Source organism: Candidatus Dependentiae bacterium, from assembly GCA_026389065.1.
Taxonomy (GTDB): domain Bacteria; phylum Babelota; class Babeliae; order Babelales; family Chromulinivoraceae; genus JACPFN01.
This window is the reverse complement of record JAPLIP010000032.1, coordinates 1-15303: the sequence shown is the minus strand read 5'-3', so window position 1 is coordinate 15303 and position 15303 is coordinate 1. Positions and strand designations below refer to the sequence as shown.

18 protein-coding genes are annotated in these 15303 nt (G+C 35.3%); 10 read left to right on the top strand and 8 right to left on the bottom strand.

Annotated elements, in window-relative coordinates; translation table 11 throughout:
• The 4 genes from NTU89_01515 to NTU89_01500 form a co-directional block, all read left to right on the top strand.
• Positions 1-1255: hypothetical protein (locus NTU89_01515; GenBank protein MCX5923223.1), on the top strand; the 1255-nt coding region annotated here is incomplete at its 5' end.
• A 98-nt stretch (positions 1256-1353) separates the two neighbouring features.
• On the top strand, positions 1354-1578 hold the full coding sequence (gene rpsU, locus NTU89_01510) for a 30S ribosomal protein S21 (GenBank protein ID MCX5923222.1): 225 nt from the start codon (positions 1354-1356) through the stop codon (positions 1576-1578).
• Positions 1578-1964, top strand: coding sequence for a ribosome-binding factor A (locus NTU89_01505; protein MCX5923221.1), 387 nt, complete (start codon positions 1578-1580; stop codon positions 1962-1964). Before rpsU ends, NTU89_01505 begins: the two co-directional genes overlap by 1 nt.
• Before the next feature lie 4 nt (positions 1965-1968).
• The gene (locus NTU89_01500) at positions 1969-2715 is read left to right on the top strand and encodes an A24 family peptidase (protein MCX5923220.1); all 747 of its coding nucleotides are present in this window, start codon (positions 1969-1971) and stop codon (positions 2713-2715) included.
• 6 nt (positions 2716-2721) lie between these two features.
• On the opposite strand, the gene NTU89_01495 is transcribed toward NTU89_01500, so the two are convergent.
• Positions 2722-3366, bottom strand: coding sequence for a hypothetical protein (locus tag NTU89_01495; protein MCX5923219.1), 645 nt, complete (start codon positions 3364-3366; stop codon positions 2722-2724).
• A gap of 81 nt (positions 3367-3447) precedes the next feature.
• A complete protein-coding gene (locus tag NTU89_01490) occupies positions 3448-4059 on the bottom strand; it encodes an L-threonylcarbamoyladenylate synthase (GenBank protein ID MCX5923218.1) in 612 nt (203 codons plus the stop codon).
• Between the two features lie 136 nt (positions 4060-4195).
• Between NTU89_01490 and NTU89_01485 the strand changes: the two genes are divergently transcribed.
• From NTU89_01485 to NTU89_01470, 4 genes are all read left to right on the top strand, one after another.
• Positions 4196-5746, top strand: coding sequence for a hypothetical protein (locus tag NTU89_01485; protein ID MCX5923217.1), 1551 nt, complete (start codon positions 4196-4198; stop codon positions 5744-5746).
• Between the two features lie 282 nt (positions 5747-6028).
• On the top strand, positions 6029-6790 hold the full coding sequence (gene atpB, locus NTU89_01480; GenBank protein ID MCX5923216.1) for a F0F1 ATP synthase subunit A: 762 nt from the start codon (positions 6029-6031) through the stop codon (positions 6788-6790).
• A 9-nt stretch (positions 6791-6799) separates the two neighbouring features.
• Entirely contained in the window at positions 6800-7747 is a 948-nt protein-coding gene (locus tag NTU89_01475; protein ID MCX5923215.1) for an ATP synthase F0 subunit C, read from the top strand.
• Between the two features lie 31 nt (positions 7748-7778).
• Complete coding sequence (locus NTU89_01470) at positions 7779-8684, top strand: cysteine synthase family protein (protein ID MCX5923214.1); 906 nt, start codon at positions 7779-7781, stop codon at positions 8682-8684.
• An 11-nt stretch (positions 8685-8695) separates the two neighbouring features.
• Here NTU89_01470 and NTU89_01465 read toward each other — a convergent pair whose 3' ends face one another.
• The 5 genes from NTU89_01465 to NTU89_01445 form a co-directional block, all read right to left on the bottom strand.
• Positions 8696-9712, bottom strand: a complete 1017-nt coding sequence (locus tag NTU89_01465) for an MBL fold metallo-hydrolase (GenBank protein ID MCX5923213.1) — start codon at positions 9710-9712, stop codon at positions 8696-8698.
• Positions 9713-9862: 150 nt separating this feature from the next.
• Positions 9863-10075, bottom strand: a complete 213-nt coding sequence (locus NTU89_01460) for a ferredoxin (GenBank protein ID MCX5923212.1) — start codon at positions 10073-10075, stop codon at positions 9863-9865.
• Between the two features lie 85 nt (positions 10076-10160).
• Entirely contained in the window at positions 10161-11288 is a 1128-nt protein-coding gene (locus NTU89_01455; protein ID MCX5923211.1) for a glycosyltransferase family 61 protein, read from the bottom strand.
• A complete protein-coding gene (locus tag NTU89_01450; protein MCX5923210.1) occupies positions 11285-12445 on the bottom strand; it encodes a glycosyltransferase family 61 protein in 1161 nt (386 codons plus the stop codon). The genes NTU89_01455 and NTU89_01450 overlap by 4 nt, the downstream gene beginning before the upstream one ends.
• Positions 12446-12580: 135 nt before the next feature.
• Entirely contained in the window at positions 12581-13180 is a 600-nt protein-coding gene (locus NTU89_01445; GenBank protein ID MCX5923209.1) for a M23 family metallopeptidase, read from the bottom strand.
• Positions 13181-13454: 274 nt separating this feature from the next.
• Here NTU89_01445 and NTU89_01440 point away from each other — a divergent pair, with 274 nt between their 5' ends.
• Positions 13455-13892 carry a DUF721 domain-containing protein gene (locus NTU89_01440; protein ID MCX5923208.1) on the top strand — a complete coding sequence of 146 codons (438 nt, stop codon included), beginning with the start codon at positions 13455-13457 and terminating at the stop codon, positions 13890-13892.
• Positions 13874-14926: a UDP-N-acetylglucosamine--N-acetylmuramyl-(pentapeptide) pyrophosphoryl-undecaprenol N-acetylglucosamine transferase gene (locus NTU89_01435; protein MCX5923207.1), complete on the top strand. Its 1053-nt coding sequence runs from the start codon at positions 13874-13876 to the stop codon at positions 14924-14926. Before NTU89_01440 ends, NTU89_01435 begins: the two co-directional genes overlap by 19 nt.
• Here NTU89_01435 and NTU89_01430 read toward each other — a convergent pair.
• Positions 14910-15303: hypothetical protein (locus NTU89_01430; GenBank protein ID MCX5923206.1), on the bottom strand; the 394-nt coding region annotated here is incomplete at its 5' end. The genes NTU89_01435 and NTU89_01430 overlap by 17 nt on opposite strands.

Below are 15303 nucleotides of genomic sequence, written 5' to 3'. Positions count from 1 at the left end.
TCCTGATTGCCTAGAAAAAATAGCTTTGAACCTAGCTGGGTATGCTTCTTGCACTCCTGCTGACCCACTTCCAGGTCCATGCTTAGTCCAAACAGATCCTTTAATTTTTTCATCATCTACAACAGGACCTGTTACAAACCCGAGTATTTTTCACGCAGACTCACTCGCTCGAGATACCATATACTTTGGCGCATTTTCACTACCGATCACCTATAAAAAACAAGGCTTTCGATTCGAGGTAAATGTTTGCTGCACTGACTACGTTGGCCTAACTCTTCAATCTGGAATAGTTAACATGAAGCAAAAGTTCGTACCTGAATACACATCTCAAGCGAATAACAGCCAAACCAACCTTGGGCCATACAGTATTTCAGCCATTCCTCCAGTTTGCCCAACTGGATCTACATGCGTATCGAATCTATCAAACTTGTACGCGACTCTTAACACATCAGATGCAACACCTTCACCAGCTAACGCTCAATCAATTTTTAATAGAAATATCTCAAACAACCTTGCAGATATTTTAGATCCAAGCTGTGGAAGCGCTCAAGGTGTTTATTCTTTTGATAAATACAGCTGGGAAGACATTCGACTCTTTTTAACTCTTAAGAAAAGCTATAATCCTCGTCACTATGTAGATAATGACGATTCTGATGATTCATGGCCAGATATGATCTTTACCCCGTACTTTGTGGTTGCAGGATCATGCCCCATTGCTGACACAGCAAACTATAAAAATATTTTAAGCTTACCATTTGGCAACAATGGACATGCTTCTGTAGGAGCAATGCTTGGAATGACCTTTGACTTTACTGACACTATTGAAGTTGGCTTTGAAGGTGGAGCAACACATTTCTTTTCAAAAAGCGAGTTTAGGCCATTTCCGACACACAAGCTACAAAGACTTTTGTATCCCTTTGCGACCAACGTTAAGGCGCAACCTGGTACAAACTGGCATGCAAATGCAATGATGAGCGCTTATCAATTTATGCCGCATGTCAGCTTTTGGTTAACCTATGAGTTTATTGAGCATCGACAAGATTGCTTTACAATTTGCGATAAAGAAATAGCACAATATTTTGTACCAAGCGTATTGGAAAATCGATCTGATTGGCGCGCTCAATTCTTTAACGCTGGGCTAACCTTTGACATTCAGCCAGGGATGCAAGCAAGCTTTGTATGGCAACAACCAATATCGCCACGCAATGCTTATGTACCTGTAAGCGTTGTTGGTTCCTTAAATTTCATGTTTTAACGAAAAGAGAACACCAAGAACCTAGACATTTTGCATAAAAGCACGTATCTTTAAAATAATAAGTTTCATCATAAAAATTCGTAAGGCGGCAGTTTCACATGTCTAAAAAACAGGCAAACATTAAAGTTCTGGTTACCAGCAACATTGATCGAGCTCTACGTCAGCTCAAAAAGAAAATTGAGCGTGAAGGCGTTGTTCGTGATATGAAACGTGTTGTGTACTTTGAATCACCAACACAAAAAAAACGTAAACGTCTTATCAGAGCGATCAAGCAAAATCTAATGATTCTTGCAAGTCGCGGTGAATTGTTTATCAAAAAATAATGAACCCATCAAACGTTTCACAAATTAAACGATCTCAAAAAGAATCGTTACTTTTACGAGAAATTTCTAGATTGCTTCACCAGTTGTCTTTAGAAGATACTGAACTTGCAGGGCTTTTTGTTAATCGCGTTGAGCTATCAAAAAACAAAGGAATTTGCCTTGTATACTTTTATGACCCAAAAGGCATAGAATCATGGAAAGCAAAAAAAAGTCGCTTGATTTTATACAAGCCATCTTTGCGCAAAGGTATCGCTTCGGCACTAGATGCTCTTTACACACCAGAAATTAAATTCACTTATGATGAGCAATTTGAAAAACAACAGCGCATTGAATCAATCATAGAACAAGTCAAAAAAGATTTTAATAAAAATTCCACCGAAGAGTAGACCTGTGGATCTGCTTTTCGTGTGGAATTTTTTATTATCACTAATTTTTCAACCTCTATTTGGCAAACCTTTTTTTTATTGGTCGTTTATCTCCCTTGCTTTACTTGCTTGGATGATTCTTCTTCGAATAACCGCAAGCACCCTTGTTGGCAAGCCAATAATTCAAAAGATGCTTAAAAATAAAATCTCCACTTTTTATTTTCCATATTTCCCAGCAATTGACTACCTACTCATAATTACGTTTTTATATGCATGGACACATGTTCCATTGTTTTTTCCTGCGTACTTTATATTTTTTTCCGCGTTGGTCATCACGATTCACACAGATATGCAATACATGCTTATTTCAAGATTTGTCTCCATTTATCTAGTCCCTACCGGAATCGCTCTAAGTTTTCTAGGCCTTACCGCAATTGACCCACTTGAAAGCACGATAAGCGCGATTGCTGGATATGCTTTTTTATGGATCATTAATAAAATTTTTTACATGATCAAAAAACATGACGGACTTGGCCAAGGCGACTTAGACCTTTTAGCTTTTATTGGATCTTTTGTAGGACTGGTTGGACTATGGATAACCATTTTAGTCGGATCAACGCTTGGCACTGTGATTGGATGCGGATACATGCTACATAGTAAAAAAACCATTCCAGTTGTCCCTTTTGGCTTGTTTCTGGCTGTCGCAGCTATGTTTTTTGTAACATTTCAGTCGTTGATATTTTCATACATTGCATCGCATACAACTTTATAAAAAAAGTTAGATTCTTTCCACGGTTCCCTCAATGCAAACGCCACCTTCTCCGTGTAATGTTTTAACCAAAGCAAAAACGCCTTTATGCTTAGTTTGATCAATATCTAATTCAAGAATTTCTTTTGAAAAAATACCTTTTGCAAACTTTATCCATTCATGATGATGATTATTATTATTTTTAACTACAACCCTAGACCAGTTATTTAAATAACCAAAAATTGAAACGGTATGTGGCGTAATAATTAAATCTTTACCGACCCATTTTTCAAACCACATCTGCGCAGGCTGTCTTTTTTTAGATCCAACATTTTTTTTCCAGGCCATAAAAGCTTCTTGAATTTTTTCTGGTACAAAATTATTATCATCATCGATTAAGCTTATTTTTTCATTCGTTTTCAAATCCAAATAATAGACAGGTCTTAAAATCAGCCCTGGATGGCCAAACTCTAACAAAAAAGACTGATTGTAAATAGAATGGGCATCAATAACAATATCTTTACCCTGCAATGAACAGCTCGAGACATCACTATGGTTAAGCACTAAAAAACCAAAGCTACTTTGATTACTAATTTTTTGAATCAATGGAGCTGAAAAAATATTTCCTTGAGCCATGCTTAATAAAATCAAAAATGTATTTTTTTGAAAAACCATAATTACCCCTTTGTTTTTTATTATAATTAGCAAAAGGATACTCCTGCGCAAAAAGAAGAATCAATAGTTTTTCAAAGGATGTTATCCAATAATGCTCTGCAAAGTCTCAACCGAAAAAACTCCGGGCCTTAAAACTTGAATTTCGCCAGTTGAACAATCTAAAATAGTTGACGGACTTTGCGGCTCGGTATCATCCCCTTGGTCGATGCAAACAGCTCCAATATTGCGTAAAATTTCAGGATCAACTGATTTAATTGAGGCTGGGATAGGCTTTGATGAAATATTAGCGCTTGTAGAAAACAAACCATCATAATCAGATAAAAGCTTTAGTAGGCCAACATGATCTGGCACTCGAATAGCAATCGTACCTTCTTCACTTATCATCCAAGACTCTAGGCTTGGCTTAGCTTTAAAAACAAGGGTCACTGGACCTGGCCAACATGTTTTTATTAATGTTTTTAATTTTTCAGAAAGCTCTTGATCGATAAAATAATTCAATTTATCTGCCGACGAAACAAGTATTAAATAAGGCTTTCGGGATCGTTGTTTTATTTCATTAATTTTATCAAAGGATTTTTGAGTAAGCCTTGCACATAGGCCAAGCACTGTATCGCCAGATACAAGGAGAACTTCATCTTTGTCTAACGCTGCTTGAAGCATAGATATACTAACTTGCTGATTCCAATAAATCATTTTTAAAAACTCCTTGTTTCCAAACTACTTTTACTATTCAAGATTGACTTTTAAGCCTGTAAAACTATAGTGTATAGAAAATATTTTGTTTTGTTTTTTATAAAAATAAAGGCTTGATGCAACGGAGAACCTCAAAATGTCCATTAAAAATTTAATTCAACAAACACAAAATGATCCATTGCCATACGCAGAAAAACAATATCAAGAAATTATCAAATATCTAGACGATAACTGGCACAACACTCCTCACCAAGTAATTCAAGCTTTAAATCAAGCTCTTGGAAATCTTTCCTTAAAATTATCTTCTATTATTATTGCTGGCACGAATGGAAAAAGCACCACAATTCATTATCTTGAAGAAATTCTCGGCTCTAAAAACATAGCGGTTGGATCTTTTTCATCGCCTCATTTTATATCATACAATGAGCGTTTCAAGATTAACGGACAAGCAATTTCAGACGAAGAGTTTATCCAACTGGCAAATCAAGTTTTACAAATAACTAAAAATCTAAACTTAAAAGCCTCTAGCAAAGATATTTTAACCGCAATGGCTCTCATTCTTTTTACTGAAAAAAAAGTTGAATTAGCAATTTTTGCACAAGACGATTTAATAAACAAAGACCCTGTATCTATTTGCTCTCCAATTATTCTTGCCATACCCAAGATCACAGAATTGGACACAAAACAAACATCAGACTTAAAAGACTCCGTGATTGAAACTTCAAGCATCGATTTAATAATTGATAACATCATCAATAACATTGCCAAAAAAACATACGTTATTTCTTCAGATCAAAACAAATTGAGCCTGAAAACAATAGCTGAAAAAACAAAACAAAAAAATGGTGTTTGGACCATGTCAATTAGAAAAGTCGCCCCACTTAGTTACCCATTTGAACAATTATCTGGTAGATATGCTGCCCTAGCTGATAGAATTGTACAAACATACACAGAGCAATATTGTCAGAAAGAATCTACAAGCAAAGATAATGCAAATGTTTTTAAAGCATCAAGGCCTTTAAAAAACAGTAAAATGATCTATTACAAAATAACAGATGATTCTTTAAAAAATAAAAAAATTAAAAACTTACACCTTTCTTCAATTGATTTTTGGAAATCAATCAACAACAATATTCCAAACAAGTTTCAAGCAATCACCAAAGACGACACTTCTGTTTTACTTGATTGCGCTGACAACATTGATGATTTTAACAACTTGTTTTTAGGCATTAGACTTTTAAATTACAAAAACAATTTCAAAAGTATTTCATTTATTGTTGGAGGAATTAAAGGTCGGTATAGTCCTGAAGGGCTCATAAAGCTTATGAGATCCTATTTTAAAAAAAATATACAAATTGTAGGTTTGTTGCCTATTTCAAATGAAATTGGCGAAGAAAAAGGAACTTCTTTTAATATTAAAGAGGCAATGAATGCTGCAGTTGCTGCAAAAATAAAAGCGGTCGAAAGCCAAGATCTCATCTCAGCAATTAACAGCGTTTTTCAATCTATAAATGAACCGAAACAATCATCTGCTAATCTTTCAGATAACAATCAAGAAAATCTCATTGTTATTACAGGATCTCAAGCAATTATAAGTCAGTACCTCGAACTACAAAAGAAAATAGAATCAACGCCTTCGTACAATTTAAAAAAATTAAATAACCAAATGATTAGTGATAATTTATGATTTTACTTTATCAAATAAGTCTTTCTATTGTTTGCGGTATTGTTTACGGGCTTATATTTTATTTTGGGAAAATGCATCTTCTTGTAAATGGGAATGCGTTACATGATTTTTTATTTAATATGATGCGCTTTTTTTTGCTGCTTCTATTTTTTTATGCCATCTTTGCATTTGTTGCAAGCAACTCTATACTTATGGCTCTATTATTTGTATCCTCTTACCTAAGCACGGTAGGAATAATTGCTTACAAGTCATAGCTAACTGCACTATTTTAAAGAGATAATTATGCAGAATCATAATACTTTAACTGAACATGTATGGAAGCCTTTTGCTAGGTTTAATCTGTCTGGAGAATTCTGGACACTAAAACCAGACACGCTCATTACCACTTGGATTATTTTAGGCTTAATTTTTATCGTAAGTCTTTATATCTTTAGATGCTTACAAAACGAAAACAGCCTGGTAAGAAACATTGTTTTACAATATGTAAAAGCGTTTCAAGAGCTTCTATCTCAGTCTTTAAATTCATGCCCAGAAAACCATCTTGTGCTTGTTTGCTCAATTTTTACTTTTATTTTACTTTGTAACACCATACAAGTTATTCCTTGGTTAAAAGAACCAACAGAAGACTTAAATACAACTTTTGCCCTTGGGCTCGTTGTATTTTTTTATGTTCATATTCATTCGATCAAAGCAAAGGGGCTCAAGCATTATATTATGCATTATTTTGAACCATTTGCTCTCATGTTTCCATTACACATCATCAGCGCACTATCCTCAGTGCTTTCAATGTCGTTTAGACTTTTTGGAAATATTTTTGGCGGATGCATCATAAGTTCTTTATATTCTGGAATTCTTTCTGGTTCAGTTATTGCACAAACTATTGGCTTACTTACCGGAATAAACATTTTAATGCTTTTATTATTTGGTATTTTCGAGGGTATTATTCAGGCATTTGTTTTTACTATGCTTACCATTACATATCTTTCAATGGCAATAACACCAGAAGACGACGAAAACAGCTCACCAATAAATATAATTCCGTAAAGATAACTTATGCATGATTTATACTACATATTAATTTCTATGATCCCTGTGGTTCTTGCTTCAATTGGTACAAGCATTGGCCAAGGGCTTATCGGCAAACAAGCCTTAATTGCTATGCATACGCAGCCAGCATCCTCGCAAAACATTTTTAAAATGTGTGTCATTGGAATTGCGATAACAGAAACAGCGGCATTGATGGGTACTATCATGTCTATTTTATTAATCACCGACACAGCTCCTATCGCAAATCCATATTTTGCTTCTTTTGGAGTTACCGGTATTGCTTTTGCCGTTGGCATTTCAGGATTCTGCGCAGGCATAGCTTCATCTTTTCCTGCGATTGCAAGCTGCACCAGCCTTGCTAGGCAGCCTTTTTTACAATCTAAATTATTAAACATTATGCTGATCACGCAAACTCTAATCATGGCGCCAAATATTTTTGGATTGATCGTTGGGCTCATGATCAAAAGTCAGGTTCCTTATGTGCATACGTTTAACCAAGCCATGCAACTTCTTGCTAGCGGAATAAGCATTGGCCTTGGCTGCATAGGACCTTCAATTGGACTAGCAACTTTTGTCTTTGCTGCGTGCACAGCACTTGGAACAAATAAGAAATCTTATAACAAGATTTTAACATTTACTTTTATTTGTGAAGCAATAATAGAAACTCCAGTAATTTTTTCTTTACTCATATCTCTTATGATTTTTGCACAAAAAATTTCTCCTTTTTCCAATTTACAAGGCTGGCAATTTATTTCTGCAGCTTTATGTATTGGCCTAAGTACTATTTCTCCTGGAATGAACACAGGAAGAATTGGAGCTACTGCATGCAAACAAATCGCTCTAAATGTTGAGCAATATCCTTCTATTTCAAAAATTACGATGCTAGCCTTAGCGTTGATTGATTCTTTTGCTATTTACGGACTAATCATTTCTTTAATGTTGTTACTTTATTAATTTTTGCACCTAAAACCTACAAGGAACTATCTTGAAAACTCTGCTTCACTCAATTGGCGACACAAAGCTTGTAAAAATATTTGAAGAATTCCCTACAAATATTTTTGCAAAACTAGAATATTTAAACCCTGGTGGAAGCATTAAAGATCGTTCGGCAAAATACATGGTAGAGTGGGCAGAACAGCAAGGCCTTTTAAAGCCAGGAATGACAATAATTGACGCATCTTCTGGAAATCATGGCATTTCTCTTGCAATGATTGGAGCTATTAAAGGCTATAAAGTTATAATTTGCTCTACTCAAAAACATAGCCAAGAAAAAATTGGTTCAATCAGAGCGCTCGGTGCAACTGTACTTACTTTTGCGCCAACAGACAGCCTAGAAGATCCAAATAGTTACCATGCACAAGCGCTAAAACTTCAACGCGAAACTCCAAATTCATATATGCCAAATCAATATTGCAATCCTCTTAACAGCGTTGCTCATTATCACGATCTTGGACCTGAAATTTGGAATCAAACAAACGGAAAAGTAACACACTTTTTTGCAGCTGCAGGAACTGGCGGAACGGTCAGTGGTGCTGGAAAATATTTAAAAGAAATGAATCCTGATATACAAGTTATTGGCGTTGATGCTACGAACTCATATCGCTCAACAAATGGAAATCCAAAGCCTTATAAACTTGAAGGGATTGGTGTTGATTCTGAGTCTTTAGTTTTGGATAATTCTGTAATCGATCAATTTATTACAGCAACTGATGATCAAGGGATTGATATGATGAAAAATCTTGCACATCACTCCGGACTTTTAGTTGGTCCAAGTAGTGGCGCTGTGGCACATGCGGTACATTCATACGCTAAAAATTTAAAGCCCACAGATCTTGCCGTAGCAATTTTTGGCGACTCAGGAAGAGCATATTTATCAAAAAATTATTTTTAAAAAATTAAAGATTATAAAGATACTTGCTTAAGGCTTTGTTTAATTGCAAATGCCATACGCCGCTGAAATCCAGTGATCATTTCACCAAATTTTAAAATCTTTAAGTTTTTATCTTTTAAGTCAGCCTGAAGCTCACTCCATGATTGTTTTAAAAGTATAATTGGGGCATAAAACTCATCAAATCCTAGATGAAACGTGCCCCAATGCATTGGAATAAATGTTTTTGCTTTTAAATGTATAAATGCATTAACTGCTTCTTGTGCATTGATATGAGAACTTTTCATCCATGATCTAGGTTCACCTGGAGCAACTGGCAAAAGAGCTACATCGATATCTTTAAACTCATTGCCAATCTGAGCAAAATGTTCACCCCAGCTCGTGTCACCAGCAAAATAAACTTTAAAATCACCAGACTCAATCATCCAGCTTCCCCACAAAGATCTATTTTTATCAAACAATGTTCTTTGTGACCAATGATTTGCAGGCAAAAAAGTAATTTTTAAAGAGCTACTATCATCTACGATTTCATCCCACCACATATGCTCAGAAACATTTTCAAATAAATGTCTATCAAACCATTCTTTATCACCAGACGGCACAAGAACTTTCATCTGTGGAAATCTATCTTTTAATCCACAGAGTGTTTTGCTATCCATATGATCAAAATGATTATGAGAAATTAATACATAATCAATCTCAGGAAGATCTTTAATTTGCACAACTGATGGAACCAGCCTGCGAAATACAAATGAAAGTGATCCAAAAATTGGATCTGTTAAAATATTTTTACCTGCGACCTGAATAAGAAACGTTGAATGACCAAGCCAAGTAATAATTGGCTCTTGTGATCTTGTTTTAAAGGTGGGGATTGTTATAAATTTTTTGACATCTTCTTTTAAAGATTGATTTAAAAAACAAACTTTAATCGAATGAATAAGCGTTTTGACAACAGGCACAAACCATTCATGGTTGAGACCATCGCAACAGATAAACTTTCCATAACTACGCTCTGGATAGATCCGTTTCATGCAAAACGCCTTTTATTGGGGGTAAAATAAAACCCCCCACCCAGATACAAGTATCATAGATAGGGGAAATGGAGGTTACGCTTATATTTCTAATTAAATTAAAACCTGCTTACTCTTTAAGAGTAAACAAATACACTTTGAAAATCAAATTTAATTTTCATTCGACACTTTTTTAGCATCAGAGTCATAATTAATCACATTTACCGGACAAGTTTTTACAGCTTCTTTTATAAGCTCTTCATTTTTTGAAACATCTGCATCTTGCTTAACATACGCAACATCGAGCACTTCAAAAACCTCTGGCGCTATAAATTCACAGCGGCCACAAGTAATGCAACCAGGAGCTATCCAAACTTTTTTCATTTATTTCCAGAATGTAAAATTAATAATAATCCTTTACAGCTTATCAAAACTCACTGTAAAATCATAATTTAAAAAAACAAAAAACTTAAATCGAGAACTCTTTTAGAACTTCATCAAAGCATTCAAGAGGAACAACTGTATTTCGCATACTGTGATTTTTGTCAAACTCTACAGTTTTAATACAAGTATGATTCAGGCGTAAAATCTGACACAGGTTCCAATATGTTGCATCTGGCCGAGCTTGAAAGAATTCTATAACACGCGTTCCAGGTTTGGAAAAAATAAGATTTGTAAGCCCTGCACCATGTGACGCTACAATAATATCAGCGCGATTAAAAAGAGACATTTGCTCCAATAGCGATAACGAATCCAATGTATAACGCTTAAATCCAAAAGGCTCAAATAAAGCAAACACTTCATCCTCATTTAGAACCCTACGCATGCGAGCATCTTTTCTAGAAATAAAAATTCTTTTTTCAGGAGCCTTGGTGTTTTTATTTACATCGAGAAATGGTAACAACTTTGATCTAATGCGTTCAATTATCCAAGGCTGCATATAACTAGAAAAAGGATGCTCTACGTATGGTAATATTGTGCTCACCAGTGATGGTACAATCAATTCATCCGCCTGAATATAATTCGTCAAACCATCTGGCGTTATTATTTTATTTTCATCTATACCCCAAAGCGCAAGAACATCTTTCATGAATGGCTTGCTCGTTGTTACATACAGCCAGTCATACTCTATTCCATACTCTTCTAACAAAACTAATCTCCCTAAGATTTCAGTCATCCAATGATAATAACAAAACCAACCATCATGAGTAATAACTGCAACTCGACCTGGAATAGATTCTGGGCTTTTTAATGTCTCAATATGAAATCTCTTCATTTGCTCTGCCGCAGGAATATTGCTCCACATAAAATCTTTAATAATCAAATTGTTACAAAAAATATATCCTCGAGGCGAATACACTCTGCCTTGTGGAATTTTTATGAAAAATGTTGGTAAAAAAAACGGCTCTGATGGTTGCAAATCAGGCCAGTTAACCAACGAGAACGGCTTAAAAGTTTTTTGATATCCATCTAAGCAATGTATGTATTCTATTTTTTTATTTTGCTCAATTGCATCAAACAAAGAAATTAATGGTAATTCTTTTGTAAAAACAAATGTTGTAGCAAAAACAACTAAAAAACAAACTCTTTTTATCATAATTTCATTTCATTTTTTATAAAATCTTGAATAATATCCAATGAGATTGTTGTATCAAAAAAACCTCCACCTTGACTAAATGTCATACTCTGAAGGCAAATATGCTTGAGCCCAATAAGCTGTGACAGATAAAAAAAGGTACAATCTCCACGAGCTTGAAATAACTCAACAATGCATGTTCCTGGGTTACAAAATATGAGATTGGTCAAACCTGATCCGCTTGGCCCAATAATAATTTCAGCATTGGCAAACAGCCCAACCTGCTCTATAAAAGACAGTTCTGTTAAAAAATATCTTTCAAACCCTAAAGGCTCAAACAAGGCAAACAGATCGTCTTCATTAATCACACGCCGAGATCCAGCGTCATTGCGGGAAATAAATATTTTTTTACTAAATTGTTTATCCATTTGCTCCCGCGAAAGAATTGGTAAAAACTTATTGCGAACATATTCAACAATCCATTTCACGCTATACATACAGCAAAGAGGCTTTCTTGGAAGAGCTGGAGACTTTCTGCAAACAAGAGACGGAACTACAAGCTCTTGAGCCTTGACAAGAGGCACTTGAAAAGAATCAATAATTTTTTCTTGATCTATACCCCACAGCGCTAAACTTTCTTTTTGGAATGGATAATTTTGTGGAACATATAATTTGTCATATTGTACGCCATATCTTTCCAACAAGGCTAGCCGACCAAGCACTTCAATAAGCCAATGACCATAACAACCCGCAACTTCTTGGGTAATTACGGCCATTCGACCTTCAACCTTAAAACCATCTTCTGGCAGATCAAGCAATTGAAATTTTTTATGTCGTCCAAAAAAAGCCTCCTTGCTCGGCCAGAGCATCTCTTCGACAATGCTCCCGCTTGCTAAAATAATGCCTGCAATGTCTTTGGGTTGAAAATAAACTTGACCTTGAGGAATGGTAAGAACGAAGGTCCCTTGAAGCATACCTTGAGAAGGCTGAAATAATGGTGGATTTGCTTTGAGCGGGAACTCTTTAAATGCAAAAGCCTCTTTTTCATCACAGCTTAAAAACTTAATAGACTTATCGGCCCTCATCAAATCATACATTGAAACTATCTGTAATTCTTGAGCCTCTAACTTTAACTGTACAAAAAAAGCTACTAACAAACAAAATCGCCATACATTCATAGCAGCCCATACTTTTTTAATTTATTTCACAAATATTGTCAAAATCAACCAATCTTACATAAAAGAAGTTAATTTAACAAACTTTGCAAAAACATGGGTGCTTTTGGGTATAAATATGGGCGCCTCGCCACTAATTTATTTTTTTAACTCAATCTCAGAGCAATAAAGATATGGCAACGGATCAATTCGCTTTCCATCTTTTAATATTTCAAAATGAAGATGCGAAGGGTCTTTTCCTCGGGCATTACCAGTTGAGCCAACTGTTGCGATAGAATCGCCCCTTGCCACTTTATCACCAACTTGAGCATGCATCTGATTTAGATGGCCATAACGCGTCATAAAACCATTTTTATGAACAATTTCAATTAAATTTCCATAGCCTGGAGCATTTGGCGTAACTACTTTTACAGTTCCACTGGCAGATGCTCGAACCGAAGTCCCTTTGAGCGCTGCCATATCAACCCCGCCATGATGTTTTGTGATTCCCTGATGCCTACGAGGCCCAAACAAAGAACTCACCCAAAACTCACATAGATCTACAGGCCAGCTAAAAGCAACCTTAGACTTTCCAATAATATTTTCTATGGCACAGATTGGGGCTATTTTTTCACGAAATTTTACAACAGATTCGTTTGAGTAGGCACAGACATGATCTAAATCGCCATAGACGCTACCTTGAACTGCTAGAAAAGCAAGAACAGACATAATTTGAATTCTAAATAATTTATTTTTCATATAAATCCCTCCATTTACCACAAGCATACTAAGTTCGCTTATAAAAACGCAACACAGAAAGGATTTATTATTAATTATATCGACTACATCTTTCAATATGCCTAGGTAAACGATCGATAAAAAATAAAAAACTGATAGATTTTTAACAAAAAATATCAATTCACAGCCATAAAAATTTATAACTTGAAATCAAATTTGATAAAAAACCATAAACTTTTCTGTGAAATTTCATATACTTGACTGAAACTACGCAAGCTAACAAATCTAAAAAACCATGAATCATATAAAAAATTATTTGCCACAATTTGCTCCCTCAGGACAACACGAAAAACACTGGAAGCTCCTTTTAATGAGTGAGTGGAACAATATAATGGGTTCGCTGGTCTCTAAGGTTTCGATTTGTAAAATCTACAATAATTCCATCACCCTGGGCGTCACAGATTCAAGCTGGATGCAAGAATTGCATCTTTTATCTGAACTTATAAAAGATAAAATCAATAAAACTCTTGGCCAACCTCGCATAGAGCTGATAAGATTTAAATATGTCTCAGAACATGCCGCTGGAACACCAAAAAAACAGTTTACAGCCCAAGCATGTAATAAAGAAAAAGTTTTAACAGAGCGCGAAAAGCAGGCTCTTCAAGACATCAAAGATCCAGAACTTTCTCAAGCTTTATTAGGTTTTTTACAATTATGTCACAAATTTTCTTAAACGCTGCTTTAACAACGATATGCTTTGTTGCTGGGAAATCTGGTGGTCACCTTCTTCCATGCATCACTCAAGCAACACAAATCATAAACCAAAATACAAACGCTCAACTTTATATTTTTTCATCCGGTGGTGACTTAGATAAAAAAATTATTGAAAAACATAATCATCTGAAACATTACATTCCTGCAACCTTAGATAATCCTCCATACCAAAAGCCTTGGCTTTATCCTTGGTTTGCATGTAAAACTGCTTTTTATTTTTGTAAGAGTATGTACAAACTTTATAAAATCAAACCTCAAAAGGTCATAAGCTTTGGTGGATTTATTTCTATTCCTGTCTGCATAGCAGCAAAATGTCTTGGGATTCCCTTTGAACTTTATGAACTTAATGTGGAACCAGGAAAAACAATCCTGTTTCTTTCAAAATTTACCAAAAATATTTATACCTGCTTTGACTCAACTAAAAAATATTTTCCACGAAACACATGTATTCACTTTGACTACCCAATTCGCTTCACGCAAAACGATAAAGCACTTGACACAAACTTACTGCTGAGCAGCTATAACTTTTCACCTGAGCGCAAAACTATTGTGATTTTAGGCGGTTCGCAAGGATCGATACTACTCAATGAAGTTATGAAAGAAACAATCGAAAAATATCCAGCATTATCAAGCAAAATTCAAATAGTCCATCAAACTGGCAAAGAGGACACATTTGATTATGCAAAGTTTTATCATGATTCTCATATTCCATGCCAAGTTTTTGCATACCATGAAAAGTTGCAAGATTTTTATAACCTTGCGGATTTAATCATATCAAGAGCCGGAGCTGGAACCCTTTTTGAAATTAAATTTTTTGGAAAAAATTGTATCACGATTCCACACGAAACGGCAAACACAAATCATCAAATTAAAAACGTTCTCGAGCTACAAATCGAGAATCCAGATCAATTTAAAATAATCAAACAGGCTGACTTTAATCCATCGACTCTTTACCAGGAGCTTGAAAAGTTATTGCCTATGTTGCAGCAATAGCTGGAGCTAGAGACTTTTTAATTACTTTTGATGCTGCCAAGCTCGACACTTTTGGAGCCACACTTTTAGCCAAAGGTGCTTTTGGCGACTGAGCCGAAGGTGATACAGATGTTGAAGCTACAATATTTTTCGGTGCACCAGTGATCGAAACAAGTGTTGGCGTAGGCATGCCTTTTGGAGCAGAAGAACTTAGCGTAGATGCATATAAATTTTGAACCGCTGACGTTGGCAATGGTAGATTAGCGCTATTTGTCCAGGATGGTGATAATTTATAATACATATCACCTGCGCCAACTCCAATTGGTAAAAACATATCAGCACCAAGTAAATATCCAGTAATTCCTGACGATGGATCTTCTATTCTACCTTTATGCATT

Excerpts from the sequence above, each read along its gene's own strand:
- rpsU (MCX5923222.1), top strand. The coding sequence starts at position 1,354 with ATGTCTAAAAAACAGGCAAACATTAAAGTTCTGGTTACCAGCAACATT.
- NTU89_01505 (MCX5923221.1), top strand. The coding sequence starts at position 1,578 with ATGAACCCATCAAACGTTTCACAAATTAAACGATCTCAAAAAGAATCG.
- NTU89_01495 (MCX5923219.1), bottom strand. The coding sequence starts at position 3,366 with ATGGTTTTTCAAAAAAATACATTTTTGATTTTATTAAGCATGGCTCAA.
- NTU89_01490 (MCX5923218.1), bottom strand. The coding sequence starts at position 4,059 with ATGATTTATTGGAATCAGCAAGTTAGTATATCTATGCTTCAAGCAGCG.
- NTU89_01485 (MCX5923217.1), top strand. The coding sequence starts at position 4,196 with ATGTCCATTAAAAATTTAATTCAACAAACACAAAATGATCCATTGCCA.
- atpB (MCX5923216.1), top strand. The coding sequence starts at position 6,029 with ATGCAGAATCATAATACTTTAACTGAACATGTATGGAAGCCTTTTGCT.
- NTU89_01475 (MCX5923215.1), top strand. The coding sequence starts at position 6,800 with ATGCATGATTTATACTACATATTAATTTCTATGATCCCTGTGGTTCTT.
- NTU89_01465 (MCX5923213.1), bottom strand. The coding sequence starts at position 9,712 with ATGAAACGGATCTATCCAGAGCGTAGTTATGGAAAGTTTATCTGTTGC.
- NTU89_01460 (MCX5923212.1), bottom strand. The coding sequence starts at position 10,075 with ATGAAAAAAGTTTGGATAGCTCCTGGTTGCATTACTTGTGGCCGCTGT.
- NTU89_01455 (MCX5923211.1), bottom strand. The coding sequence starts at position 11,288 with ATGATAAAAAGAGTTTGTTTTTTAGTTGTTTTTGCTACAACATTTGTT.
- NTU89_01450 (MCX5923210.1), bottom strand. The coding sequence starts at position 12,445 with ATGAATGTATGGCGATTTTGTTTGTTAGTAGCTTTTTTTGTACAGTTA.
- NTU89_01445 (MCX5923209.1), bottom strand. The coding sequence starts at position 13,180 with ATGAAAAATAAATTATTTAGAATTCAAATTATGTCTGTTCTTGCTTTT.
- NTU89_01440 (MCX5923208.1), top strand. The coding sequence starts at position 13,455 with ATGAATCATATAAAAAATTATTTGCCACAATTTGCTCCCTCAGGACAA.
- NTU89_01435 (MCX5923207.1), top strand. The coding sequence starts at position 13,874 with ATGTCACAAATTTTCTTAAACGCTGCTTTAACAACGATATGCTTTGTT.